The organism is Streptomyces sp. NPDC037203, assembly GCF_055605065.1.
In genome coordinates, this window is sequence record NZ_JBVJUC010000003.1 from 322858 (window position 1) to 347151 (window position 24294).

Genomic DNA, 24294 nt, shown 5'->3' on the forward strand with positions numbered 1-24294 from the left:
GCAGCGGCTTGATCGGAGCAGTAGACCATCGTGAGCGGCGAGAACTCTTCGGCGGACGACGACGTGCAGCGAGTGTGGGACGTCGTCGTGGTGGGCGCGGGACCGGCGGGGGCCTCGGCGGCCTACGCGGCGGCGGTCGCGGGGCGCCGCGTCCTTTTGCTGGAGAAGGCCGAGTTGCCCCGGTACAAAACCTGCGGCGGCGGCATCATCGGGCCCTCGCGCGACTGTCTGCCGCCGGGCTTCGAACTGCCCCTGCGGGACCGGGTGCACGCGGTCACCTTCTCCCACAACGGGCGCTTCGCCCGCACCCGCCGTTCCCGGCAGATGCTGTTCGGGCTGATCAACCGGCCCGAGTTCGACCAGCAGCTGGTCGAGCACGCCCAGAAGGCGGGCGCCGAACTGCGTACGGGTGTGACCGTGCAGCGTGTCGAGCAGCACGGCTCGGCGGTCCCCGACCGGCGCACGGTCGCCGTCGTCCTCCAGGGTGGCGAGACGGTGCTGGCCCGCGCGGTCGTCGGCGCCGACGGCAGCGCCAGCCGGATAGGCGCCCACGTGGGTGTGAAGATGGCCCAGGTGGACCTCGGCCTGGAGGCGGAGATCCCGGTCCCGGAGCCGGTCGCCGAGGACTGGAAGGGCCGGGTGCTCATCGACTGGGGCCCGCTTCCGGGCAGTTACGGCTGGGTGTTCCCCAAGGGCGACACGCTGACGGTCGGGGTGATCTCCGCCCGCGGCGAGGGCGCGGCGACCAAGCGCTACCTGGAGGACTTCATCGCCCGCCTCGGTCTCGCCGGTTTCGAACCGGCCGTGTCCTCCGGGCACTTGACCCGCTGCCGGGCCGACGACTCGCCGCTCTCCCGCGGCCGGGTCCTGGTCTGCGGCGACGCCGCAGGGCTTCTGGAGCCCTGGACCCGCGAGGGCATCTCCTTCGCGCTGCGCTCGGGCCGGCTGGCCGGCGAGTGGGCGGTGCGCATAGCGGAGGCGCACGACGCCGTCGACACCCGCCGTCAGGCCCTGAACTACGCTTTCGCGGTCAAGGCGGGGCTCGGCGTCGAGATGGGCGTCGGCAGGCGCCTGCTCGCGGCGTTCGAGCGCCGCCCCGGCCTCTTCCACGCCGCCCTCACCGGCTTCCGTCCCGCCTGGAACGCGTTCCGCAACATCACTCGGGGTGCCACCACCCTCGGCGAACTGGTCCGCTCCCACCCGCTGGCCCAGCGCGCCCTGACCCTGCTGGACCCGGCTCCGGCGAGGGCCGCCGACCCCGCGGAGCCCGCCACGGCGCAGGAGGAGCCCGTCACTTCGTGACGGTGATCCGGAAGACGGGGTGGTCGGCGGCGCACGCGATGATCTCCTCGTCCGAGGAGGCGGCGGTCACCCCGGCGAAGTACTGGTTCACCTCCCAGCCCCACTTCTCCAGGTAGGTCCGCAGGACGGGGAGCTTCTCGGCGTCGGGAAGCTCCACCGCGGTGAAGGCGCGCACCGTGCGCCCAACGCGCAGCTCACCGCCGTTCGCGGCACGCATGTTGCGCACCCACTGCGAGTGGCCGCGCGCCGAGACCAGGTACTGCGCGCCCTCGTAGGTGTGCGGGTTGACCGGGATGCGCTGCATCGCGCCGCTCTTGCGGCCCTTCACGGACAGCTCGGCGGTGCCCGCGAGGCTGAGCCCGTGCCGGGCGAGCCAGCCGATCACGCCGTTCAGACGCACGTTCAGCGGGCTGCCCTTGAGGTAGTACGGCGCGGACGACGACATGGTGGACCCCCATGGTTCGGGAGAGCAGTGCTCTCGGTTGACATCAGCATGGGGGAGATCGGTGCTCCCATGCAAGAGCAGCGCTCTTTTTTGTGTGCACTGCTCTCGCGTGTGACAGAATGACGGGCATGACCACCGCACAGGGCGCACGCGCACGGGCCAGGGGCGAGGTAACCGCGGCCATCAAGGAAGAGGCCCGCAGACAGCTGGCGGCCGAGGGCGCGGCCAAGCTCTCCCTGCGGGCCGTCGCCCGCGAACTGGGCATGGTCTCCTCCGCCCTCTACCGCTACTTCCCCAGCCGCGACGACCTGCTGACGGCCCTGATCATCGACGCGTACGACGCCGTGGGCGCGGCCGCGGAGAAGGCGCGGGACGCCGTCGGCGCCGCCGCGCCCGTGGCCCGCTTCACCGCGGTGTGCGAGGCGGTACGGGCCTGGGCGCTCGCCCATCCGCACGAGTACGCGCTGATCTACGGCTCGCCCGTGCCCGGCTACGCCGCCCCCGAGACCACCATCCCGGCCGCCGCCCGCGCCGCCATGGTCCTCGTCGGCATCTTCCGCGACGCCGCGCGGGGTCCCGGCCTGGCGCCGGCCGAACCCCCGCTGCCCAGCGAACTGCGCCCGGAGCTGGAGCGGTTGACCGCGGAGATCGCTCCCGACCTGCCCCCCGAGGTGACCGCCGCCATGGTCGCCGCCTGGGCCCAGCTGTTCGGGCTGGTGAGCTTCGAGCTGTTCGGTCAGTTCAACAACGTGATCGAGGACCGGGAGCGGTTTTTCCGGCACGCGGTGACGCGACTCGCGCACGGGGCCGGACTGCGCTGACAAGCCGGAGCGCCCGACTCCGGCTTTCTTTACCCGCCCATGGGACTGCTACGGTGCGTCGATGACGTCGACGACGGACGAGCGGGCGCTCGTGGCGCAGTGGCGGGGCATCCTGGCCCTGCATGCCCGTACCCAGTGCGAACTGGACCGGACCCTGGGCGCCCACGGCCTGTGCGCCAGCGACTTCGAGGTCCTGGATCTGCTGGCCGAGCGGCGGGGGCCGCACGGCTGCGCCTACCGCGTCCAGGAGATCTCCGAGCGCGTCCATCTCACCCAGAGCGCGCTTTCCCGGCTCATCGGCCGCCTGGAGAGGGAGGGCCTGGTCGAGCGGGGCGCCTGCGCGGAGGACCGCCGGGGGCGTCCGGGTCGCCCTCACCCCGAAGGGCCGGGCGCTGCACACCGAGGTGCGGCCGGTGCAGCGCGCGGTGCTGGCCAGGATGCTGCGCGGCGAAGAAGGGGAGTGAGGGGCCGGAGACGCTCGACTGGGCGTCAGACGGCCGAAGTCCGCTGCCACAAGGCGGCGAGCGACCGGTCGCCGGAAACCCGCGGGACGGGCGTGCGGTTCCACAGGGCCAGGTACAACTGGTCCGCCGGGCCGGAGAGTTCGGCATCGGCCTCGCCGTCCGCCTGACGTGACGTCACCGGGGGCCGGTCCGCATCGAGTTGTACGGTCCACACCGCGTCCTCGCCCGCGTCCGTCGCCCGTACCCGCAGCGTCCTCGGCTCCGCCGTCCGCACCCGGCTCCTGGACCGCGCGTGGAAGCCGCGCAGCAACTCGTCGATGCCGTCCACCGCGAGGCCGGCGGCGATCGGGGCGGGTGATCCGCCGCGGGCGGCCTCGGCGTCGTACCGGTGCACGGTCGTCTCGTGGGCCTGCCGCCGTGTCCAGAACGCCAGCGGCGAGAGTTCGGACAGCGGGAGGAAGGTCCAGCACTCCAGGTCGGCGGGGGCGGCGGACAGGACCTCGACCAGCAGGCGGTGGCTGTCCCGGTACCAGGCCACCAGCTCGGCGCCGGAGAGGTCCGGCGCCTCGCCGATCGGCCGGGGCCCGGTGTGTCTCCCGGCGACGAAGCCCGCGGCCCACCGGTGGACCGCGCCGGTGTGCCGCAGCAGGTCCCGCACCCGCCACTCGGGGCAGGTCGGCACCTCGGCGCCGGTGCCGGCCCGCTCGGCGGCCGCGGCCAGCGACTGGCCCTCGCGGTGGAGGGCATGGAGGAATTCGGCGGTCTGCATGGGGCGATCCTGCCGGACCCGCCCGCGCGCCGCACCGGAGATTCAGTAGTCGCTGTTCATCGCGGCCCGCACCTCGGCGAGGGTGGCGTCGGCCACGGCGTTGGCCCGCTCGTTGCCCGCGCGCAGGATGCGCCGCAGTTCGCCGCGGTCCCGCGCGTACTCGGCGCGGCGGGCCCGGACCGGGGCCAGGTATTCGTTGACCGCCTCCGTCACGGTCTTCTTCAGCGCCGCCGCGCCCGCGGAGCCGATGCCGTCGGCCACCTCCTCGGGGGTCCGGCCCTGGCACAGCGCGGCCAGCAGGAGCAGCGAGGAGACCTCGGGGCGGGTGGCCGGGTCGTAGGTGATGTGGCGCTCGGAGTCGGTCTTCGCGCCCTTGAGGAGCCGCGCCGTCTCGTCGGCGGTGGCGGCCAGGACGATGGAGTTGCCCCGGCTCTTGCTCATCTTGCTGCCGTCGGTGCCCAGCAGCAGCGGCACCTCGGACAGCAGTGCCTCGGGCCGGGGGAAGACCGAACTGCCGTTTCCGTAGCGGTCGTTGAAGCGGCGGGCGATGGTCCGGGTGATCTCCAGGTGGGGCAGCTGGTCCTGGCCGACGGGGACCAGGTTGGCCTTGCAGAAGAGGATGTCGGCGGCCTGGTGCACGGGGTAGGTGAACATCAGCCCGCTGACGGCGGACTGGCGGGAGTGCGCGATCTCGTCCTTGACCGTGGGGTTGCGGTTCAGCTCGGCGACGGAGACCAGGCTGAGGAAGGGCAGCATCAGCTGGTTGAGGGCGGGGACGGCGCTGTGCGTGAAGATCGTGCTGCGCGCGGGGTCCACGCCGATGGCGAGGTAGTCGAGGACCAGCTCGTCGACGTAGGACTGGAGGTCGTCCGCGACGTCGCGGTCGGTCAGGACCTGGTAGTCCGCGATGACCACGAACAGTTCCACGCCGAGGTTCTGGAGCCGGACGCGGTTGTGGAGGGTGCCGAAGTAGTGGCCGAGGTGCAGTCTTCCGGTGGGCCGGTCGCCGGTGAGGACGCGGAACTTCCCCGGATCCCCGGCGATCAGCTTCTCCAGCTCCGCGCTGCGGGCCCGCGCGGCGGAGGTGCCGAGCGCGTCGGAAGCGTCGGCGGCGGACGGGGCCACGGACGGCGCGGGCTGCGGGGTGGGGTTCATCTCGGTCTCCTGGTGGTGGGTCGGGCGGGCCGTCGGGACGCCCCGCGCCCCTCGTACCAGGGACACAGAAAAAGGGCCGTCCATCCGAACGGCCCGGTTCATGCCTGCGCGGCGGCCGCTCCTACGAGGAGCGCCACCAGCACGGACACGACGAAAGATGCATACGGCAATGATAGCGGGGCGGGGCGGTGAGCGGCCAGCGGTCAGGGTCGGCCCCGCGCCCGCCGGCCTCGCGGCGGTGCCGGAAGCCGTCAGCCGTTGAGGGCCCGGCGCGTGGCCACCCCGATCAGGGCGGCCACGGCGGCCAGCGCGGCCACGCTGGTGAGCGCGGTGGGCAGGGAGAACCAGTCGGTCATGAACCCGATCATGGGCGGGCCGAGGAGCATGCCGCCGTACCCGAGGGTGGAGGCGATCGCGACGCCGGACGCCCCGGCCAGTGCGCCCGCCCGCTCGATGGCGACCGGGAAGATGTTGGCGAGCCCGAGTCCGGTGATCGCGAAACCGGCCAGCGCCGCCCAGAGCGACGGCGCGAGCGAGCCGAGCAGCATGCCCGCCGCCGCGACCGAGCCGCCGGCGATCACTGTGCGGGCCCGGCCGAGGCGGCCCAGCAGGGCCGTACCGGAGAGCCGTCCCGCGGTCATGGCGAGCGCGAAGCAGGCATAGCCGGTGGCCGCCGTGCCCGCGGACGCCGTGAGGTCCTGCTTGAGGTGCAGCGCACCCCAGTCGGCCATGGCGCCCTCGCCGTACGCGTCGCACAGCGCGACCAGTCCGAAGCCCACGACGAGCCAGCGCCCGGCGACGCGGGGCGCCCGGCCTTCCCTCGTCGCCGCGGGCCCCCGGTCGTCCGGGGGCGGCAGAGGGGGCTCGTGCCGCAGCAGGCTCCGCCCGGCGACGGCGGTCACGAGCAGCCCGATCACGGTGATCCCGAGCAGATGACGGGTGGGCGAGAGGAAACCGGCGACCAGCCCGCCGACGCCCGCGCCGACCATCCCGCCGAGGCTGAACGCGGCATGGAAACTGGGCATGATCGGCCGCCGTACGGCGGCGACGAGGTCGACGGCGGCAGCGTTGAAGGCGACATTCACGCCTCCGTACGCCGCGCCGAAGATCAGCAGGACGGTGCCGAGCGCGGGTGCGGAATGGGTGAGCGCGGGCAGGGTGACGCTGAGGGCGAGGACGACCATCCAGACCACGGTCACCGGGTGGCTGCCGTAGCGGCGGCACAGGCGTCCGGTGAGCATCATGGTCAGCACGGCCCCGGCGGACACGCCGAGCAACGCGAGCCCGAGGGCTCCGGCGGAGGCGTGGGTCTGGTGCTTGATGTCCGGGATGCGCACGACCCATCCCGAGAAGATGAACCCGTCCAGCGCGAAGAACGCGGTGATCGCGACCCGCAGCCCCACGAGGTCCCGGCCCGGCACGACGGTGTGCGTTCGGGTTTTGTTTATTAGCGGCACAAATTCAGCGTAGGGGGCGGCGGAGGGAGGGAGCAAGGGGGTTGCGGAGGGGGGCCCGGGCGCCGGGGGTGATGAGGTCCTTGCCCTCGGGGGGCAGGTGTGCGGCGGTGGTGCTGGGCGTGAGTGCCGAGTATGGCGAGTCGGCGGATCCGTGACGCGGACGCGATCCTGGTGGCCGCGCCCCCCTGGGCACAACAACAGGGACTACTTCCAGGCCGACGGTCACTGTCACCGACTCGCGGAAGGGCTGACCGGTGAAGGCGTCCAGGGTGTGACCGGCTCTTGGGGCGGCGGGTCGTGGACGGCCCTACGACACTCAGCTCTTGACTCGGAAGTATGCGAATTCGTGGATATTGGGAAGTACCGAGGCGTAGTCATGCAGCCAGCGACTGCTGTCGACTCCGTAGGTGATGTAGTTGCCACCGGGGTCGCGCAGCAGGAAGCCGTCATTGGTGGCGACGGGAGTGTAGACCGTGGCTTCGTTGCGGGTGTTGAGCCGGATGCCGTCGCTGACGGCCTGCCAGTAGGTGTAGCCACCCCAGTGGGAGAAGGTGCTCTGGACGGTGTAGCCGTCGCCGGAGCGGTGGAGGATCACCGCGTAGCCCGGGTTGCCCTCCTGGCTCGCGAAGCGCAGGTAGTCCCAGTTGGCGTACACCTCAGGCGAGGGGCCGCGGTTGATGCGCGTTTCCACCAGGTGAATGCGGGTTTCGACGGGCAGGTCCGGTGCGGCCGTGCGGGTGCTCACCGTCGCGGGAGCCATACGGGTGCCGAGTGCGGGCTGGGCGTCCGCGCTACCGGAGGTCAGCGTAGCCAGACAGGCGATAGAAGCCAGCGCGAAACCCACTGCGGCGATGCGGCCTCGACGGGCAGTACGCATACGGGATCCTTTCGGTGCAGGGTTGGGCCAGGTGGTCCCCGCCAACGGGACAGCCGAGGCGGCGATCCAACCCGCAAGCCCGACACCACTCTGCCGCGAAAGAAGTGACGTACCGACTGTTGCGCCCCGAAACAGCCCATTCGAGGTAATTAGCGTCCAGTCACCTTGCCGAACGATCTACTGCACAGACTGCCGCCGGCCACCAGCACGAGTACCTGGACTGACCGGCACGCCAGCTATATGACCATCAACTTCAGGTTGGCGAAGGCTCAGTGAACAACACGGAAGGCCCCGCCCGTTCGTCTCGGGGTGACAGGCGAGCGGGGCCGGCTTGGGGATCTACCGTTCTGATGTGCCAGGGCGGTAGAAGCGCTGTGTAGGACGCCAGGGCGCGGGCGTGGGTGGCAGCTTGTCGAATTCCGGCAGCGGAACGCGCTCGGCGCGGGCGTTCGCTTCCTTCCCGGCCTCAGCAGCCGCGGCGTCCTGGCCCTCGGCGACACCGGTGGGTGTCCACTGACATCCGTCCCACTCCTGGATGACGCGCGGCGTGTCCGGGCCTACATGCGTCCCTTGGTCTGACCGGTCGCCGAGCGGGGTGGCCCGCCGCTCCCCGCGCGCCGGGCGGCGCCGCTCTCGGCGTTCTGCCCGTTGCTCCCCCGTCGTCTACCAGGGCATCGGGCCCGTCGCGCCGAAGTAGCCGCCGGTTGGGCCGTCCGGGCCCAGTTGGGCCATCCGGACGATGATGTCGGCGCCCTCCTCGACGGTCTGCGTGCCCTCGTGCCGGTTCAGGTCGGTCGCGGTGTAGCCGGGCTCCACGGCGTTGATCCGCAGCCGCGGGAACGCCTTGGCGTACTGCACGGTGAGCATGTTGACCGTGGTCTTGGAGGCCGGGTAGGCGGCCCCCGGATAGCCCTTGCCGGCCAGGGCCAGTGAGGCCACACCGCTGCTGACATTGACCACCACCGGCGCCTCGGAGCGTTCCAGCAGCGGCAGGAAGGCGTGGGTCACCCGGACCAGGCCGAAGACGTTGGTCTCGAACACCTCCCGCATCACATCGGCGGTCAGCTCCGCCGCGCCGATGATGTCGCCGCCGGGTGACCGCACCTCGATCCCGGCGTTGTTGACCAGGACGTCCAGGCCGCCGTCGGCCTCGATGGTGGCCGCCGCGGCGGTGACCGACGCGTCGTCGGTGACGTCGAGTCGCACGAAGCGGGCGCCGAGCTCGGCCGCGGCCGCCGCGCCCCGCTCGGGGTCGCGCGCTCCCAGGTAGACGGTGTGGCCCGCGGCGATCAGGCGGCGGGCGGTCTCATGGCCGAGGCCCTTGTTGGCCCCGGTGACTAACGTTGTCGTCATGGGGCACAGCTTCCCTCCGGTCGCTGCGATCGACCACTGGTTTACGACGCGGTCCGCGCGGTCGCCCCGGACGAGGGCGATCGCGTCCTGCTGTGCCGGTTCGCCATGACGGAACCCGCGGTATGACGGAACCCGCCGGCCCGATCGTCGTGTGGCGGTGCCCGGCGGCGCTGCGCTCCCCGGCACCCGTCGCGGCGCAGCGGCTCGCCGTGGCGGTGCTCCCGGTGGTCACCCGCTCGACGTCCGCCACGTCGGCACCGACCGCGGCCGGGTCACCCGGATCACCGTGTCCGAGGGCGGCAACCCCCTCCGGACACAGGTCGGTTAATGCTTGCTCACGCGCTGGTTGCAACGGGGTGAGCGCGTCATGATGGGCCCATGACGTTGGCCTCGCGCGCGTTCGCGCAATTGGCGACCTGGCCGGACCTGAGACAGGCCGTGCCGAGCTGCGGTCAGGGACAGGCGGTGGTTTCCGCCAAGGGTGAGATCGTCCATTTCCACTCCGGCCGCGATGTCGATCTGCGGCTGACCGACCGGGCCATCCAGCGGTTCGCCAGGGATCTCAAACGCTCCGGCGCGATCAGGATCGTGCCGGGCTCGCCATGGGTGACCCTGCGCCTCGACGCCGCGAGCGACGTCGATCTGCTGCTGACCCTGGTGAGCGTGGCGCTCCAGGCGCAGCAGTTCCCGCCCGGTCCGGTCGACCGCCCCCTGATGAGCTGCAACGACCAGCGCGGCGCGGGATTCGTGAAGGCGGATCTCGGCGCCTTCTGGTAGGCGGGCGGCTTCCCCGTCATACGGCGATGACGCGGATCCCGGCCTCCTCGAAGCGCTGGACCGTCTCCGGGTCCACCGCCGTGTCCGTCACCAGGGTGTCCACCAGGTGCGCCGGGCAGATCCGGGCGAACGCCCGCTGGCCCAGTTTGCTGGAGTCCGCGGCGACCACGACCCGTTCGGCGCGCTCGCACAGCAGCCGGTTGATCGCCGCCTCGGCCTCGTCGTGCGCCGCCGCGCCGTGCACCACGTCGAAGGCGACCACCCCGAGCACCGCCACGTCCAGCCTGATCTGCCCGAGCACCCCGTCCGCGAGCGGCCCGACCAACTCGTACGACTGCGGGCGGGCCACCCCACCGGTGACCACGATCTTGAACTGGGGCCGCACCGCCAGCTCGTTGGCGATGTTGAGCGCGTTGGTGACCACGGTCAGCGCCGGGGAGCCGGTGGCCAGGTCGGCGCGGACGGCGAGGGCGCGGGCCACCTCCGTGGTCGTCGTGCCCCCGGTCAGCCCCACCGCCTCGCCCGGCGCGACGAGATCGGCCACCGCGGTGGCGATCCGCTGCTTCTCGGAGGCGCGGCGAGCCGTCTTGTAGCGCAGGGGGAGTTCGTACGACACCCCGTGCACCACCGCGCCGCCACGGGTGCGGACCAGCATCTGCTGCTCGGCGAGCCGGTCGAAGTCCCGGCGGATCGTCGCCGCCGACACCGCCAGCTCGGCCGCCGCCTCCTCGACGTCCAGCCGGCCCCGCTCCACGAGCAGTTCCAGCAGCGCCTTCCAGCGGGCGTCCCGCGACATCCGCCGCCTCCGATCCTCGGTCGTTCTCAGATCGGTGACCCTAGCGCACCCCCGGAGTGCGCCCCTCGTCCGCCAAGAATGCTTGATTGTGCTCGAAAGCTCGCTATATCTTGCAGGAACAATCAGCAAGGTCAGGGGAGGGTGTGGGCATGACCCATGTCGAGGACGAGCTGAACAGCCAGCCGGCGTGCTGGACGCGGGCAGCCGAGGAGGCGGGGCGGCACCAGGAGGCGCTGCCGGCGGCGGGCGAGCGGGTCGCCGTGGTGGGCTGCGGGACCTCGTACTTCATGGCGCAGGCGGTGGCCGCGCTGCGCGAAGGCGCCGGGCAGGGCGAGACCGACGCCTTCGCCGCTTCGGAGTTCCCGTACGGACGCGCGTACGACCGGGTGGTCGCCCTCACCCGCTCCGGCACCACCACCGAAGTACTGGAACTGCTGGGCCGGTTGCGCGGTACGGCGACCCGCACCACGGCCGTCACCGCCGACCCGGCGACGCCCGTGATGGGCGCCGCCGACGATGCCGTGGTGCTGGACTTCGCCGACGAACGCTCCGTCGTCCAGACCCGGTTCGCCACCACCGCCCTCACCCTCCTGCGCGCCCACCTCGGCCTGCACACGGACTCCGTCGTCGCCGACGGCCACGCCGCGCTCACCACCCCTCTGCCCCAAAGCCTTGTCGAGTGCACCCAGTTCACCTTCCTGGGGCGCGGCTGGACGGTCGGGCTCGCGAACGAGGCGGGGCTGAAGATGCGCGAGGCATCCCTGTCCTGGACCGAGGCGTACCCGGCGATGGAGTACCGGCACGGCCCGATCAGCATCACCACGAAGGGCACCGCCACCTGGATGTTCGGCGAGGCGCCCGAGGGGCTCGCCGAACAGGTGCGGAGCACCGGCGGGCAGTGGATCGCGGGCGGCCTCGACCCGCTCGCCGAACTCGTCCGCGCCCAGCGGCTCGCGGTCGCCGTCGCCGCCGCGCGCGGCCTCGACCCGGACCGGCCGCGCCACCTCACCCGCTCGGTGATCCTCGCGGCGGAAGCGGACGCCCCCGACCACGAGGCCCCCGACGAGGCCGGGGCCGGGATTCCCGGCCCCCGTGACCCCTGGGCGCCCCGCGATGCCTCGGAGAGCACCGGTTCCGCCGACTCCGTCTGACACTTCCCGCCGTACCGCGCCCCGGAAGGACACCCGAAGTGCCTCTCGCGCCCACCGGCGAGCTGGTCGCCCGTGCCGTCGAAGCCCGCTCGGCCGTCGCCGCGTTCAACGTCATCACACTGGAACACATCGAGGCCGTCATCGCCGGCGCCGAGGCGGCCGACGCGCCCGTCATCCTCCAAGTCAGCGAGAACGCGGTCAAGTTCCGCTACGGACGGCTGCTGCCGCTCGCCCGCGCGGCCCGTGTCACCGCCGAACGGGCCGCCGTACCCGTCGCGTTGCACCTGGACCATGTGCAGAGCGACGACCTGCTGCGCCAGGCGCCCGGCGCCGGGTTCAGCTCGGTGATGTACGACGCGGCCCGACTGCCGTACACCGAGAACCTCGCCGCCACGCGGGCGGCCGCCGACTGGGCGCACTCCCAAGGGCTGTACATCGAAGCCGAGTTGGGGCAGATCGGCGGCAAGGACGGGCGGCCCCCGCTGGACGCGCACGCGCCCGGCGCCCGTACCGACCCCGCGCAGGCGCGGGACTTCGTCGGCGGTACCGGGGTCGACGCCCTGGCCGTCGCCGTCGGCAGTGTGCACGCCATGACCACGCGCACCGCCGCCCTCGACCACGCCCTGCTCAAACGGCTCTCCGCCGCGCTGTCCGTCCCGCTGGTGCTGCACGGCTCCTCCGGCGTACCGGACGACGGGCTGGCCGAGGCGGTCGCGGGCGGTATCGCCAAGGTCAACGTCGGCACCGCGCTCAACATCGCCATGACCGGTGCGATCCGGAAGTTCCTCGCCACCCACCCGGAGGCCGTCGACTCCCGCACGTACCTCACCATCGGCAGGGAGGCGATGGCGCGGGAGGTGCGGCACCTGATCTCGATCGTCACCGGCGCCGCCGGGCCCGCTACGCCGTCCTGACCGCCTTCAGCAGCACGAACTTCGGTTCGCTGGCGACGAGTTCGCAGTTGCCGAACACCCGCTTCAGGGCGACGTGATAGCCCAGGTGCCGGTTGCCGATCACCCACAGCTCGCCGCCCGGCCGCAGGGCGCGCCGCGCGCCGGTGAACATCCGCCGCGCGGTCGCGTCCGTGGTCGCCTGGTGGGAGTGGAACGGCGGGTTGTTCAGGACGAGGTCCACGCTCTCCGGTGCCACCCCGGCGAGCCCGTCGCCGACCCGGAACTCGGCATGCCCCGGTACCCCGTTGGCCTTGAAGGTGGCCTCGGCGGAGGCCACCGCCTGGAACGACTCGTCCACGAACAGCACTTCGGCCGCCGGGTCGGCCAGCGCCACCGCCGTACCGACCACACCGTTGCCGCAGCCGAGGTCCACCACACGGGCCGGTCCCGGTCCGGGAAGGTGCTGGAGGAGGAAGCGGGTGCCGATGTCGAGCCGGTCGGCGCAGAAGACGCCCGCGTGGTTGACGACCGGGTGGCCGGAGATCGCGCCGACGCCGGCCGGGAGGTCGTAGCGGTACGGCCACGGGTTCGCGGGCCGCTCCATCGCCGGGTCCGGGGTGCAGAAGATCAGCCGGGCCTTCTGCCGGGCCAGGGAGGTCCGGGTCGGGCCGAGGATCCGCTCGAAGGTCCGGAGCGTGGAGGTGTGGATCTCCTTCACCATGCCGGTGCCGATCACCACCGTCTCCGGGTGCACGGCGGGCGCGAGCCGCAGCAACTGGTCCTCCAGCAGCGCCAGGCTTTTCGGCACCCGTACCAGCAGCACGTCCACCCGCTCGGGCGGCTCGTCCCGCGTGGTCAGCAGCGGTACCGCGCCCGGTTCGGCACCGGCCCGCGCCAGGTTGGCACGGCTCGCCTCCTGACCCAGGAACGAGTCGGTGATCTGCGTCGGCTGGTGTTCCGCCAGCGCCGTCACCAGCGCTCCCCAGCGGTCCCCGAGCACCACGACCTGCCCGGTCAGCGGCACGTTCTCGGCCGCCAGATGGTCCAGGAGATACGCGTCGGAGGCGTCCCAGGCACGCAGCCGGTCGCGGGGATCCTCGGGGAAGCGGGCCAGCTCGACCTCGCCCCACGGTGTCGTCATACGGTCGCTCATCGCGCTCCAGGCTAGCGGAACCGCAGATCAGGGCCCGTACGACCGCGGACCCGCAGGGGGCCGGGCCCAGGACCCGCAAGGGTCCGGCCCTGACCGGACCGGATCCCCGGCCGGCTGCGGGAGCCGTGCGGCAGGATGGAGGACGTGGACGCGGAACTGTTCCCCCGTGAGCGCGCGCGGATCGCGCCCGGTGCCGCGCACGTCCCGGACTGGCTGCCGGCCGGGCGGCAGCGCGAACTCCTCGCCGCCTGCCGTGACTGGGCGCGGCCCCCGGCCGGGCTGCGTACCGTGCGCACACCGGGCGGCGGCACCATGACCGCGCGCCAGGTCTGCCTCGGCCTGCACTGGGGCGTCGTACGCGCCTGCCCCGCCTGCGGACGGCCCGTACGGGACAACCCCGACTGCCCCGGCCCGCATCAGTACCCCTACGCGTACACCCCCACGGCCGCCGACGGCGACGGCGCCCCGGTCAAACCCTTCCCCGAGTGGCTGGACGGGGTGGCCCGGCGTGCCGTGGCCGACGCACTCGGACCGGAGGCCGTACCCGGCCCGTCGTACGACGTCGCGCTGATCAACTTCTACGACGGCGCCGCCCGCATGGGCATGCACCGCGACAGCGAGGAGCGGGCCGACGCCCCGGTGGTCTCGCTGAGCCTCGGCGACACCTGCGTCTTCCGGTTCGGCAACGCGCGGACGCGGACCCGGCCGTACACCGATGTCGAACTGCGCAGCGGCGACCTGTTCGTCTTCGGCGGCCCCGCCCGCGCCGCCTACCACGGCGTGCCCCGCGTCCACCCCGGCACGGCACCGCCCTGGCTGGGGCTGGCCGGACGGCTCAACATCACGCTGCGGGTGAGCGGGCTGTGACGGCGGCACGGGCCACCGGCGATGCGGATCATGGGAGACTCGCCCTCATGAGCGGCAAGGCGGAACCCCGGACGGCGGGGGAGAGGACCCCCACGAGGGCGCGGCTGGACCGGGGGCGGGGCGCGCTCGGGCCCGCACTGGAACTGGTGCACACCGGACGGGCGCCGACCCGAGCCGTGCTCACCGCCGAACTCGGCGTCACCCGCGCGACGGCCGGCGCGGTCGCCGCCGAACTGGAGGCGCTCGGCCTGATCCGGGTGGACGCCCGCCCCGCCGCGGCGGCCGGCTCCCAGGGCCGCCCCTCGCACCGGCTCGACGTCGCCGAGGAGGGACCGGTGGCGCTCGCCGCACAGGTGCACGCCGACGGCTTCCGGGCCGCGCTGGTCGGCCTCGGCGGCCGCATCGTGGCCACCGCGCCCGGCTGCGAGACCGTGGCCGCCGATCCGGCGAAGGTGCTCGGCTCGGTGGTCGAGGCGGGCGCGGAACTGCTGCGCACCACCGGCCGCCGCTGCGTCGGCGCCGGACTCGCCGTGCCTTCCGCCGTCGCCCAGCCCGAGGGCCTCGCCCTCAACCCGCTGCACCTCGCCTGGCCGGTCGGTGCGCCGGTCCGCCGGCTGTTCGAGGAGTGCGTGCGCGCCGCGGGCATCGACGGGCCCGCGTTCACCGGGAACGACGTCAACCTCGCGGCGCTCGCCGAACACCGGCACGGCGCGGGCCGGGGCGCCCGTGATCTGCTGTGCGTGGCCACCGGGCACCGGGGCGTCGGCGGCGCCCTCGTCCTCGACGGCCGTCTGCACACCGGCAGTTCGGGGCTCGCCCTGGAAGTCGGCCACCTCACCGTCAACCCCGAGGGGCGCCCCTGCCACTGCGGCGGCCGGGGCTGTCTGGACGTCGAGGCCGACCCGCTGGCGCTGCTCGTGGAGGCCGGCCGCGAGCCGGGTCCCGAGGTCTCGCTCCTGAAGCAGGCCGACGACCTGCTGCGCACCCAGTACGAGGATCCCGCGGTACGCCGGGCCGCCGAGGCCCTGATCGACCGGCTCGGCCTCGGACTCGCCGGGCTCGTCAACATCCTCAACCCCGACCGGATCATCCTCGGCGGTCTGCACCGCAGCCTTCTGGACGCCGATCCGAGCAGGCTGCGCGCGGTCGTCGCCGACCGCAGCCTGTGGGGGCAGAGCGGCGGTGTCCCCATCCTGCCGTGCACCCTCGACCACAACAGCCTGGTCGGCGCCGCCGAACTGGCCTGGCAGCCGGTCCTGGACGACCCGCTGGCCGCACTGCGCTGAGCCCCTTGGCGAGGCCACGCCCGGCCGCACGCCGACGATCGTGCCCATGCGGCTTGTCGACGGTCGACGGCCGCCGACCGGTCGGGGCGCAGGCCGGCGCGGCGCCCCGCGGTCACGCCCAGGCGACGGAGAACGCCTGCCGGGGATGTTCGGTGAGGATCCGGTCGACCAGTTCCGGGCCCAGCTCCGCCGCCAGGCGCGGGCGCAGGCGGCGCAGCAGGTACGGCATTCCGGGCCCGCCGTCGACCGAGCGCGCACCGGCGGTCACCGTGTCGCCGCCGAGCAGCAACCGGTCGCCGAAGCCGGCCTCCGCGAGGGCGCGGGCGCCGGCCGGCATCTGCCAGTCGGTCGCGTGATGGGCGCGGGAGGGGCCGTCGAAGGCGAGCCAGCAGCCGGCGGTGGCGGCCTGCCGCTGCGTCACCGGATCGGGGAAGCGGTTCAGATGGCCGAGGATCACCCGGTCACCGGGCACCCCCAACTCGCCGCAGAGCAGGTCGAGTACGTCCAGGGCGCCGGTGCCCAGCTCCAGGTGCACGGCGATGGGCGCATCGGTCGCGTGGTGCGCCTCGGCCGCCGCCGCCATGGTCCAGCGGGCGTGCGCGTCGAGCGTGTGGAAACCGCCCGCCACCTTGATCAGCCCGGCCCGCACCCCGGTCGTGCCGATGCCCTCGGTCAGCTCGGTGACGAAGACCTCGGCCAGCCGGCCGCGCAGACCCGTCAGCAACTCCGGTGCCACATGCGGGGCTTGGTGCAGGCCCGTCGCGCAGACCAGGTGCACTCCGGTGGCGCGGGACAGGGCCGCGAGGTCGGCCGCGCGGCGGCCCATGCCGTGCGGCGTCCACTGCACGACGGCGGCCCCGCCCGCCGCCCGGAACGCCTCCAGCTCGGCCCGTGCGGCGGCCACGTCGTCCAGTTCCCTGCCCGGCAACTGCCTGCTGCGCAGGAAGAGATGGTCGTGCGCGTCGCACACTCCCAGCTCCTGCGGGCGGATGTCGCCGAGGACGGTACGGATCACCGGTGCCGCCCGCGCAACAGCCGGTCGCGGCCGGGGGCGGACAGACGCGGCACCCGGAGGAGGCCGCCCCACTGGTTCACCGGCGAGCCGTGGACGCCGCGTTCTCGCGGCAGATGCAGCGTCACCTCGTACTGCATGGCATGCATCGAATGGCTCTTTCCCTCAGGCGGTGCGGGGCGCGAGGAGGGCCAGCAGCCCGTCGACGGCCGCATCGAAGGCGGCGGGGGAGCCGGCGGCACGGGCCAGCACATAGCCGCCCTGCACGGTCGCGAGGATCGTCGCGGCGATCCGTCCGGCGTCCAGCTCGGGCGCGAACTGCCCCTGCCGCCTGCCCTCTTCGACGACCCCGGCGAGTCGCTCCCGGATCCAGGCGAGGGTCTCGTCCACCGGGGCGCGCAGCTCGTCATTGGCGATCACGTCCGGGTCCATCGTCAACCGGCCGACCGGGCAACCGCGCAGCACCTCGCGCTCGCGGCGCAGATACGCCTCGACGCGCTCGTACGGCGTGCCGGGGCCGTCCAACGAGCGCTCGGCCGCCGCCCGTAGCTGCTCGGCGGTCCGGCGGATCGCCGCCAGGGCGAGGTCCGGCTTGCCCTTGAAGTGGTGGTACATGCTGCCCTGGCCCGCGCCCGCGCGCTCCAGGATCGCCTTGGGGCTGGTGCCCACGTATCCGCGCTCCCAGAGCAGGTCGCGCGTCGACTCGATGAGTCGTTCGGAGGTGCTCATGGAGGCAGTGTACATACTGGTAGATACAGGAGTGCTCATTCTGCGGGGCGGCGGGAGTACGGCGGACGGTTCGCCGCTGCTCGCCGTACCCCACTCGCCGTACGCCTGCCCGCCGCTGCCGGTCAGCCCGCCGCGACCGGGTGATTGGCGGCCAGTTCCTGCCCGCCGGGGGCGGGCCTGACCGCTGCCGGGACGGGTGTCCGTGCGGGGCTCGCGGGGACCGCCGTACCGATGACTCCCGCCGCGACCGGGGTGGGGGTGGGCTGGTGTTCCGGGGCGGGGCACGGCGTGCGGGCCGGGTGGCCGGGCGTCGCGGGCAGGGTGAACCAGACCACCTTGCCGTTGTCGCCGTTCGGCCGCGCGCCCCAGCTCTCGCTGACGGCGGCGACCATGGCGAGGCCCCGGCCGCAGGTGGCGAGCGGTGTCGTCTCCTCTGCGTCCGTGTCCGCGTCGTCGGACGGCACCGGCAGGCGCGGATCGTGATCGTGTACGGAGACCGTGAGCCGGTCCGGCTGGAGTTCCAGCTCCACGGTGCACGACTTGTCGGGCCTGGCATGCCGGTGGACGTTGCTGAGCAGCTCCGTCACGCCGAGCGCGGCCCGGTCTATCAAGGGGTCCAGATGCCAGTAGCGCAGTTGCGCAGAGACGATTCTGCGGACCTGGCCGATCCGCGACGGCAGGGCTTGGAGCTCCACCGTGCAGTGCCTGCTTGGGTGACTGATCACGGCTGCGACTCCCCGATGTGAGGTCCGGAAGGAACCGGAAAAACACGGAGAACAACGGATCCAGCAGGCCCCCCGGAAATGCGGCCGCCTGCTGTCGTGGCCGGCGGGCTGGTTCGCAGCGTTATCGCCGGTAAACCCAGAGTGACGTGAGACCAGCGTGGCGCAGGGGGCGGAGTGTTGCAACTCGCCGCGTCCGGATGGAAACCGGACCCGGAGTGGGAGACCTGGAGTGAGGTGCGGGTGGAGGTACGGCGGGTGGGGGCGTCGGTGCCGGCCGGACGCGAGGCGGTGTGCGGGCACCCCGTGCCGCCCGTACACGACGTGCCGCGTGGGCGGTTCGTGCCGGCCCGCACCCGCATCCGCGTGTCGCTCGGGAAGTCGGCACCACTGGACACGACATGTCGATCGGGCACCAGGTGCCACCCCGGCACCGCGAGACCGCCGCGCCCCTTCAGTCGCCGCGTCCCGCCGCCCGGCGGACCGCCTCGATGAAGCGGCGGGCCGCGGGGGTGCCCGGTTCGCCCGGAGGGGGGTCCTGTTCGGCCAGCGTCAGCAGGTACCGCTGGCCGTTGATGTCGGCCAGGGCCTTGTCGTCCGGTGCGAACCACGGTTTGGAGGCGCGCACCGCCTGCACCGGTGCGCTGTCGATCTCACTGCCGTGGCTGTTGAGCAACTCCACCCTGCCGTCGTTGATCCGGACCTGCCCGGCCCGTGTGAGCGAGCGCATGCGTTTCCCGATCCGCACGCCCTTGGCCGTGAACTCCGGCTCCGCCATCCCTCTCCGCCCCCTTGCGCGCGTGTTCCCGTGTTCCGGTGTGCGCCCCCGTTCGCGTGCGGGACCATCGTCCCGACGCGTGCAGTCTGCCGCGCCACGGCACGGAGCACCAGTGCGCGCGGGGGCGCGCACGACAGCGGCCCGGAGCACACACGGCGGCGCACCGGGTCCTCTCGTACGCCCGTGCCCCAGGGTGTCTTTGGGCCGCCCAAAGATGCGTTTATGCAGGTGGGAAGCAGTGTGAAAGGTGCTTATGCTCGAAAGTGCCGGCCCGCCCCAGGCGCCGTCGGCGCACAGCCTAAGGAGCACCGACGTGAGCATCACCCACCAGGCCAGGACCGGCGCCACCCTCGATGTCGACCGTACCGACCCCGCCTACCGCGACTGGCTGAAAGAGGCCGTGCGCAAGGTGCAGGCCGATGCCAACCGGTCGGCCGACACCCACCTGCTGCGCTTCCCGCTGCCCGAGCGCTGGGGCATCGACCTCTATCTGAAGGACGAGTCGACGCACCCCACCGGCAGCCTCAAGCACCGCCTCGCCCGCTCGCTGTTCCTGTACGGCCTCTGCAACGGCTGGATCCGGCCCGGCCGCCCGGTGATCGAGGCGTCCAGCGGTTCCACCGCCGTCTCCGAGGCGTACTTCGCCAAGCTGATCGGGGTGCCCTTCATCGCGGTCATGCCGCGCACGACCAGCGCCGAGAAGTGCCGCCTCATCGAGTTCCACGGCGGTCGCTGCCACTTCGTGGACGACTCACGCAAGATGTACGAGGAGTCCGCCCGCCTCGCGGTGGAGACCGGCGGCCACTACATGGACCAGTTCACCTACGCCGAGCGGGCCACCGACTGGCGCGGCAACAACAACATCGCCGAATCGATCTTCCGCCAGCTGGAGTTGGAGCGGTTCCCGGAGCCGGCGTGGATCGTCGCCACGGCGGGCACCGGCGGCACCTCGGCGACGCTCGCCCGCTATGTGCACTACATGCAGTACGACACCCGCATCTGCGTCGCCGACCCGGACAACTCCTGTTTCTTCCAGGGCTGGACCTCCGGCGACCCGGACGTCACCTGCGACTGCGGCTCCCGGATCGAGGGCATCGGCCGGCCGCGCATGGAGCCGAGCTTCGTGCCCGGCGCGATCGACCGGATGATGAAGGTCCCGGACGCGGCCAGCGTCGCCGCCGTACGGGCCCTGGAAGGGGTGATCGGCCGCAAGGCGGGCGGCTCCACCGGGACCGGGCTGTGGAGCGCGCTGAAGATCGTCTCCGAGATGGTGGCCGAGGGCCGTACCGGCAGCGTCGTCACCCTGCTGTGCGATCCGGGCGACCGGTACCTCGACAAGTACTACTCGGACGCGTGGCTCGCGGAACAGGGCCTGGACATCGCGCCGTACACGGCGGCGATCGAGACGCTGCTGGCCACGGGGATGTGGCCGCAGTCCTGACCGGCGCCGGCGGCGGCCGGCGGAAGCGGCGGTCGCCCGTGTCCTCGCGGACCGCGGCTCGCCCCGGCCACGGGGGTAGCGCACCATGCGAACAACCGAAGGACTGGGCAGGGCGAGCGGGTCGTGTCGAGCCGGGCCGCGGTGGACCGGGCCGGCTGCCGCTCCGGCGCGCCGGCCGCCTGCGGGAAGGCGCGGCCCACGCCCGGCCGGGCGCCCGGAGTGCCGGTCACATCCACGCGGTACGTGTACGACTCGGGCTTCCTGGCGACCGGGACCGTCCCCCTGAGGCGACGGCCGAGAAGCACCGCGGGGTGTCGCGGTGTCAGTCGTCTTCGTCTGCGGCGCCGGGTTCCGCGGTGTCGCCGTCCGGTTCCTCGTCGTCACCGGCCGTGTCCTCGGGGTCCGGTTCCCCGGCCACGATCAGCCGCCGCAGATGCTCGGACGCCTCGGCGCGCGTCTTGTGCGGCAGCCCCGCGTCCGTCACCACGGTGTCCACCTGGTCCAGCGTGGCGAACGAACTCAGGCCGACGGTGCCCCACTTGGTGTGGTCGGCGACCACGACCACGCGGCGCGCCGAGTGCACCAGACGGCGGTTGGTCTCGGCCTCCGCCAGGTTCGGCGTGGACAGACCCGCCTCCACCGATATGCCGTGCACGCCGAGAAAGAGCAGATCGAAGTGGAGCGCGGCGATCGCCTGGTCCGCCACGGGACCCACCAGCGAGTCGGACGGCGTGCGCACCCCGCCGGTCAGCACCACCGTGGCCGCGCCCTGCCGCTGCCCCGAGGTGCGCTGTGCCGCGTGGAACACGTCCGCGACCCGCACCGAGTTCGTCACCACGGTCAGGTCCGGCACCTCCAGCAGGTGCTGGGCGAGCGCGTAGGTCGTCGTACCGCCGGACAGGGCGATCGCGGTGCCGGGGGCGACCAGGGCGGCGGCGGCCCGCGCGATGTCCTCCTTGGCCGACAGCTCCAGGCCCGACTTGGCCTCGAACCCCGGCTCATGGGTGCTCGCCTCGACCACCGGGACCGCGCCGCCGTGCACCTTCTCCAGCACACCCTGCCGGGCCAGCGCGTCCAGGTCGCGGCGCACGGTCATGTCCGACACCCCGAGCCGGCGGGTCAGTTCGTTGACCCGCGCGCCGCCGCGGCGCCGGACCTCGTCCAGGATCAGGGCGCGGCGCTGCTCCGCGAGGAGGTGCTGATTCTCGCTCACGTACGCTCCGGTCCTTTCGCCGCCAGCCGTTCCGCACACCCGGCGCACCCGCCGCGAGCAGCGCGTCCGTCCGTCCCGTGGGTGCGCGGGCGTCCCATCTTTTCACGGGACGGTGCGGGGTGCGCCACCGCCCGGTCCACGCAGCCGGCCCGCCCGGTGACGCGGCCGCCGCCCCCTCGATCGGGGAGATTCCGTGACGGGCGGTGTGCACCCTGCCGGAACCGGACATCAAGCGCACACGGACACAGGCCGCACGACGTCGCGGGGGAAGTGTGGAACGCGCTCAGGGACACCCCGCAGGACAGGAACAGCGGGCCGGGGGACGTGCACCCGAGCCGGCCGACCTGGAGCTGCTGGTGCACGGGGTCGGCGGCACGACCCCGCAGGAGATGCTCGGCGACGCGCGCACCGTGCGGGTCGCCGGGGACGGCACGGCGGCCCTCTTCCGGCGTGCCGAGGACGTCTCGCGGGGCGGGCCGGAGCACCGGGGCGAACCGGTGCGGGAGGCGTACGTCTGGTGCAACCTCACCTCCGGGGACGCGGGCCGCGCCCTGTGGCTGTTGCTGCTGCCGTTCATGGTGGTCAATCTCGCCCACTGGATGCGCCCCGCCGCCCGTCCGCCCGCCGTCCGGCTCTACGGCGTGCTGGTGCGGCTGGCCGCCCTCACCCTCACGGTGCTGCTGGTGGCGGCCGCCTGCGAGGTGGCCCTGGACCTGGTGGCCTGGCAGTGCGCCGGCGCCCGAGCCTGCGCCGGGCGGCACTTCTGGCTGGCCTTCCTCACCCCGGACACGACTGGGGGTCCCGGCGTACGGCGCTGGGCGGCGCTGCTCGGCACGTCCGGCGGCTGGTGGTCCCAGCCGGGCCGGCGGCTCGCGCTCGCGGCGCTGGTGCCGGGCGGACTGGTGCTGCTGCTCTGGTACCTCTCGCACCGTACATGGGGCGCGTACGAGTCCCACCGCCCACTGCTCCGGGGCCCGGACCCTGCGGACGCCGACGGCAGCGCGTTGGCGCGGCCGGGCTTCTGGTACGGGCGCCGGCTGGTGGCCCGGCTGCGTGCCGCCCACACGGCGGCCGGGTTGCTGACCATCGCCGCCGCCCTCGCCACCCCGGCGGTCCGCTTCGACCACCGGCCCGGCGGGTCCGGAGCGCTGGACGCCTTCGGCTGGCTGCTCACCGTCCTGCTGCCGGCCGGGGCAGGCACGGTGGTGGCCGTGGTGTGCCGCAGAGGCCGCGAGGAACACCGCGTCGACCAGGAACTCGACCGGCACCTGGTACGACTCCTCCCGCTGGCCGCGCTCGCCCTGCTCCTCCTCGCCGCCCTCTACACCGGCTGGTCCCGCCCCACCTGGCACTCGACCGGCCGCCTGCCGGGCGACCCCGCCTTCGGCGGGTTGATGCTGGCCCAGGGGGCGCTGGTGGTGGTGCTCGGGGTGGTGGCGTGGGGGATGGAGCACAGGGGAGCGGGGGAGCGCCGCGGGGCACAGAGGAGCCGGGGGAGGGAGGAGCACCAGGGGGCGGACGAATGCCGGGGGAGTGCGGGGCGCGGGGCGTCCGAGGAGCACCGTGACGGCTGCGGCCTCGCCGATCCCCACCGGCGTCCCGATCCCCACCGGCGTCCCGACTCTCAGCGGTCTCCCGACCCACCTCGACCGCCCGCCCCCCGCCTCGGTACCCATGGTCTCGGTGGGCCGGCCACCGTGTTGCTCGCCTGTGCGCTGGGCGGGGTGATGTCCGGCGGGGTGGCTCAGCGAATGGCCGATTGGCTGGGCGGGGGCGTCATCGCCGGGCCGCCGGTGTCGCTGACCTGGCAGGCGTCCATGATCCCGCCGCTGCTCGCGGTGCTGCTGGTGCCGGCGCTCCGGCTCGCCGCGGGCACCGCCCGGCTCGCCCGTGCCGAACGCGCCCGCGTACGCCAAGAGCATCCGGGGGAGCCCGAGGATCCGGCCCGTACCCGCGCCATCGCCCACGCCCGTGCCATGGCCGCGCTCACCGACCACGCCCCGCTCGTCCTCACCGTGCTCTGTGCCGCCACCCTGGTGCTGGGCTGCGGGGCGCTGGCCGGAGCCCTGGCCAGCGGAAGGACGCCGGACAACGCGGCGCGTGGCGCGGTCGCCGCCGTACGGATCGCCGCCGGGGTCTCGCAGGGTCTCGGCTCCTGGCTGGTCGGGCTCGGTTTCCTGCTGTTCGTCACCTGGGGGCGGCGCGCCTACAAGGACCGCGGCGCCCGGCGCACCGTCGGCATCCTGTGGGACATCGGCACATTCTGGCCGCGCGCCGCACACCCCTTCGCGCCCCCGTGCTACGCCGAGCGCGCGGTGCCCGATCTGACCTGGCGGATGGCGACCTGGACCGGGGCGACCGGGGGCCGACTGGTGCTCTCCGGCCACTCCCAGGGCAGCGTGCTCGCCGCCGCGGCGGCCTGGCAGCTGCCCCCGGCCGCCCGGTCGCGGGTCGCGCTGCTGACGTACGGCTCACCGCTGGAGCGGCTGTACGGCCGCTGGTTCCCGGCCCATTTCGGGCCCGCCGCGCTCGCCGGACTGCACCGCGACATCGCCTGCTGGAACAACCTCTACCGCCGCACCGACCCGATCGGCGGCCCGGTCCGCCTGCCCGCCGACGGCCGGCCTCCCGTCGACCAGCCGCCGCTGCGGGACCCCCTCGCCTACGGGCGCACCCCCGAGCACCCGCTCCCGGCCCCGATCCTCGGCCACTCCGACTACCAGGACGACCCGGCCTTCGCCCGCGTAAGGGCACTGCTGCTGACCCGACTGCGCGCGCAACTCCCCGCCCCGCGCGAAGAGTCGGCGACCTGAGGCCCGCGCCGCGAGCGCGG

22 protein-coding genes and 3 pseudogenes are annotated in these 24294 nt (G+C 73.4%); 10 read left to right on the forward strand and 15 right to left on the reverse strand.

Annotation, left to right across the window (positions count from 1 at the left end):
• The first annotated feature begins 30 nt into the window (after positions 1-30).
• The gene (locus ACZ7EC_RS10695) at positions 31-1302 is read left to right on the forward strand and encodes a geranylgeranyl reductase family protein (RefSeq protein ID WP_471060609.1); all 1272 of its coding nucleotides are present in this window, start codon (positions 31-33) and stop codon (positions 1300-1302) included.
• Here ACZ7EC_RS10695 and ACZ7EC_RS10700 read toward each other — a convergent pair.
• Complete coding sequence (locus tag ACZ7EC_RS10700) at positions 1292-1747, reverse strand: nitroreductase/quinone reductase family protein (protein ID WP_471060612.1); 456 nt, start codon at positions 1745-1747, stop codon at positions 1292-1294. The two genes, ACZ7EC_RS10695 and ACZ7EC_RS10700, sit on opposite strands and share 11 nt — an antisense overlap.
• Before the next feature lie 128 nt (positions 1748-1875).
• Between ACZ7EC_RS10700 and ACZ7EC_RS10705 the strand changes: the two genes are divergently transcribed.
• Complete coding sequence (locus ACZ7EC_RS10705; RefSeq protein ID WP_471060615.1) at positions 1876-2568, forward strand: TetR/AcrR family transcriptional regulator; 693 nt, start codon at positions 1876-1878, stop codon at positions 2566-2568.
• A gap of 61 nt (positions 2569-2629) precedes the next feature.
• Positions 2630-3032 (forward strand): annotated as a pseudogene (locus ACZ7EC_RS10710) (MarR family winged helix-turn-helix transcriptional regulator).
• A 25-nt stretch (positions 3033-3057) separates the two neighbouring features.
• On the opposite strand, the gene ACZ7EC_RS10715 reads toward ACZ7EC_RS10710, so the two are convergent.
• The 6 genes and pseudogenes from ACZ7EC_RS10715 to ACZ7EC_RS10740 all read right to left on the reverse strand — a co-directional run bounded on the left by ACZ7EC_RS10715 (position 3058) and on the right by ACZ7EC_RS10740 (position 8643).
• Positions 3058-3801, reverse strand: a complete 744-nt coding sequence (locus ACZ7EC_RS10715; RefSeq protein WP_471060618.1) for a maleylpyruvate isomerase family mycothiol-dependent enzyme — start codon at positions 3799-3801, stop codon at positions 3058-3060.
• A 42-nt stretch (positions 3802-3843) separates the two neighbouring features.
• The gene (gene trpS / locus ACZ7EC_RS10720) at positions 3844-4956 is read right to left on the reverse strand and encodes a tryptophan--tRNA ligase (RefSeq protein ID WP_471060621.1); all 1113 of its coding nucleotides are present in this window, start codon (positions 4954-4956) and stop codon (positions 3844-3846) included.
• Positions 4957-5207: 251 nt separating this feature from the next.
• Positions 5208-6377 (reverse strand): MFS transporter, encoded by a 1170-nt coding sequence (locus ACZ7EC_RS10725; RefSeq protein WP_471060623.1) that lies wholly within the window; start codon positions 6375-6377, stop codon positions 5208-5210.
• Between the two features lie 352 nt (positions 6378-6729).
• Positions 6730-7290, reverse strand: coding sequence for a hypothetical protein (locus ACZ7EC_RS10730; protein ID WP_471060626.1), 561 nt, complete (start codon positions 7288-7290; stop codon positions 6730-6732).
• A gap of 339 nt (positions 7291-7629) precedes the next feature.
• Positions 7630-7929 (reverse strand): annotated as a pseudogene (locus ACZ7EC_RS10735) (DUF6087 family protein); the annotation flags it as partial.
• A gap of 24 nt (positions 7930-7953) precedes the next feature.
• A complete protein-coding gene (locus tag ACZ7EC_RS10740; RefSeq protein ID WP_471060629.1) occupies positions 7954-8643 on the reverse strand; it encodes an SDR family NAD(P)-dependent oxidoreductase in 690 nt (229 codons plus the stop codon).
• Between the two features lie 378 nt (positions 8644-9021).
• On the opposite strand from ACZ7EC_RS10740, the gene ACZ7EC_RS10745 reads away from it, so the two are divergent.
• Entirely contained in the window at positions 9022-9420 is a 399-nt protein-coding gene (locus tag ACZ7EC_RS10745; RefSeq protein WP_471060633.1) for a luciferase domain-containing protein, read from the forward strand.
• Between the two features lie 16 nt (positions 9421-9436).
• Here the strand turns inward: ACZ7EC_RS10745 and ACZ7EC_RS10750 are convergent, their stop codons facing one another.
• Complete coding sequence (locus ACZ7EC_RS10750) at positions 9437-10216, reverse strand: DeoR/GlpR family DNA-binding transcription regulator (RefSeq protein ID WP_471060636.1); 780 nt, start codon at positions 10214-10216, stop codon at positions 9437-9439.
• 149 nt (positions 10217-10365) lie between these two features.
• Here ACZ7EC_RS10750 and ACZ7EC_RS10755 point away from each other — a divergent pair.
• Together ACZ7EC_RS10755 and ACZ7EC_RS10760 are read left to right on the forward strand one after the other, a co-directional pair.
• Positions 10366-11244, forward strand: a pseudogene (locus ACZ7EC_RS10755) (SIS domain-containing protein); the annotation flags it as partial.
• A gap of 161 nt (positions 11245-11405) precedes the next feature.
• The gene (locus ACZ7EC_RS10760) at positions 11406-12281 is read left to right on the forward strand and encodes a class II fructose-bisphosphate aldolase (RefSeq protein ID WP_471060639.1); all 876 of its coding nucleotides are present in this window, start codon (positions 11406-11408) and stop codon (positions 12279-12281) included.
• On the opposite strand, the gene ACZ7EC_RS10765 is transcribed toward ACZ7EC_RS10760, so the two are convergent.
• Complete coding sequence (locus tag ACZ7EC_RS10765) at positions 12268-13401, reverse strand: methyltransferase (protein WP_471062013.1); 1134 nt, start codon at positions 13399-13401, stop codon at positions 12268-12270. The genes ACZ7EC_RS10760 and ACZ7EC_RS10765 overlap by 14 nt on opposite strands.
• 156 nt (positions 13402-13557) lie before the next feature.
• On the opposite strand from ACZ7EC_RS10765, the gene ACZ7EC_RS10770 reads away from it, so the two are divergent.
• The gene (locus tag ACZ7EC_RS10770; RefSeq protein ID WP_471060642.1) at positions 13558-14280 is read left to right on the forward strand and encodes an alpha-ketoglutarate-dependent dioxygenase AlkB family protein; all 723 of its coding nucleotides are present in this window, start codon (positions 13558-13560) and stop codon (positions 14278-14280) included.
• 47 nt (positions 14281-14327) lie between these two features.
• A complete protein-coding gene (locus ACZ7EC_RS10775) occupies positions 14328-15566 on the forward strand; it encodes an ROK family protein (RefSeq protein WP_471060645.1) in 1239 nt (412 codons plus the stop codon).
• A gap of 112 nt (positions 15567-15678) precedes the next feature.
• Here ACZ7EC_RS10775 and ACZ7EC_RS10780 read toward each other — a convergent pair whose 3' ends face one another.
• The 5 genes from ACZ7EC_RS10780 to ACZ7EC_RS10800 form a co-directional block, all read right to left on the reverse strand.
• Positions 15679-16581: a phosphotriesterase family protein gene (locus ACZ7EC_RS10780; RefSeq protein ID WP_471060649.1), complete on the reverse strand. Its 903-nt coding sequence runs from the start codon at positions 16579-16581 to the stop codon at positions 15679-15681.
• Positions 16578-16727, reverse strand: a complete 150-nt coding sequence (locus ACZ7EC_RS10785; RefSeq protein WP_471060652.1) for a hypothetical protein — start codon at positions 16725-16727, stop codon at positions 16578-16580. The genes ACZ7EC_RS10780 and ACZ7EC_RS10785 overlap by 4 nt, the downstream gene beginning before the upstream one ends.
• Positions 16728-16743: 16 nt before the next feature.
• Positions 16744-17322: a TetR/AcrR family transcriptional regulator gene (locus tag ACZ7EC_RS10790; protein WP_471060655.1), complete on the reverse strand. Its 579-nt coding sequence runs from the start codon at positions 17320-17322 to the stop codon at positions 16744-16746.
• Between the two features lie 107 nt (positions 17323-17429).
• The gene (locus ACZ7EC_RS10795) at positions 17430-18032 is read right to left on the reverse strand and encodes an ATP-binding protein (protein ID WP_471060658.1); all 603 of its coding nucleotides are present in this window, start codon (positions 18030-18032) and stop codon (positions 17430-17432) included.
• A gap of 451 nt (positions 18033-18483) precedes the next feature.
• Positions 18484-18807 carry a hypothetical protein gene (locus tag ACZ7EC_RS10800; RefSeq protein ID WP_471060661.1) on the reverse strand — a complete coding sequence of 108 codons (324 nt, stop codon included), beginning with the start codon at positions 18805-18807 and terminating at the stop codon, positions 18484-18486.
• Positions 18808-19120: 313 nt separating this feature from the next.
• Between ACZ7EC_RS10800 and cds1 the strand changes: the two genes are divergently transcribed.
• Entirely contained in the window at positions 19121-20248 is a 1128-nt protein-coding gene (gene cds1, locus ACZ7EC_RS10805) for an L-cysteine desulfhydrase Cds1 (protein ID WP_471060664.1), read from the forward strand.
• A 322-nt stretch (positions 20249-20570) separates the two neighbouring features.
• On the opposite strand, the gene ACZ7EC_RS10810 is transcribed toward cds1, so the two are convergent.
• Entirely contained in the window at positions 20571-21461 is an 891-nt protein-coding gene (locus ACZ7EC_RS10810) for a DeoR/GlpR family DNA-binding transcription regulator (RefSeq protein WP_471060667.1), read from the reverse strand.
• A 272-nt stretch (positions 21462-21733) separates the two neighbouring features.
• Between ACZ7EC_RS10810 and ACZ7EC_RS10815 the strand changes: the two genes are divergently transcribed.
• Positions 21734-24274: a hypothetical protein gene (locus ACZ7EC_RS10815; RefSeq protein WP_471060670.1), complete on the forward strand. Its 2541-nt coding sequence runs from the start codon at positions 21734-21736 to the stop codon at positions 24272-24274.
• The last annotated feature ends 20 nt before the right edge of the window (positions 24275-24294 follow it).

Coding starts and splice junctions, on each gene's coding strand:
- ACZ7EC_RS10700 (WP_471060612.1), bottom strand. CDS start 1,747: ATGTCGTCGTCCGCGCCGTACTACCTCAAGGGCAGCCCGCTGAACGTG.
- ACZ7EC_RS10705 (WP_471060615.1), top strand. CDS start 1,876: ATGACCACCGCACAGGGCGCACGCGCACGGGCCAGGGGCGAGGTAACC.
- ACZ7EC_RS10715 (WP_471060618.1), bottom strand. CDS start 3,801: ATGCAGACCGCCGAATTCCTCCATGCCCTCCACCGCGAGGGCCAGTCG.
- trpS (WP_471060621.1), bottom strand. CDS start 4,956: ATGAACCCCACCCCGCAGCCCGCGCCGTCCGTGGCCCCGTCCGCCGCC.
- ACZ7EC_RS10730 (WP_471060626.1), bottom strand. CDS start 7,290: ATGCGTACTGCCCGTCGAGGCCGCATCGCCGCAGTGGGTTTCGCGCTG.
- ACZ7EC_RS10740 (WP_471060629.1), bottom strand. CDS start 8,643: ATGACGACAACGTTAGTCACCGGGGCCAACAAGGGCCTCGGCCATGAG.
- ACZ7EC_RS10745 (WP_471060633.1), top strand. CDS start 9,022: ATGACGTTGGCCTCGCGCGCGTTCGCGCAATTGGCGACCTGGCCGGAC.
- ACZ7EC_RS10750 (WP_471060636.1), bottom strand. CDS start 10,216: ATGTCGCGGGACGCCCGCTGGAAGGCGCTGCTGGAACTGCTCGTGGAG.
- ACZ7EC_RS10765 (WP_471062013.1), bottom strand. CDS start 13,401: ATGACGACACCGTGGGGCGAGGTCGAGCTGGCCCGCTTCCCCGAGGAT.
- ACZ7EC_RS10775 (WP_471060645.1), top strand. CDS start 14,328: ATGAGCGGCAAGGCGGAACCCCGGACGGCGGGGGAGAGGACCCCCACG.
- ACZ7EC_RS10785 (WP_471060652.1), bottom strand. CDS start 16,727: ATGCATGCCATGCAGTACGAGGTGACGCTGCATCTGCCGCGAGAACGC.
- ACZ7EC_RS10790 (WP_471060655.1), bottom strand. CDS start 17,322: ATGTACACTGCCTCCATGAGCACCTCCGAACGACTCATCGAGTCGACG.
- ACZ7EC_RS10800 (WP_471060661.1), bottom strand. CDS start 18,807: ATGGCGGAGCCGGAGTTCACGGCCAAGGGCGTGCGGATCGGGAAACGC.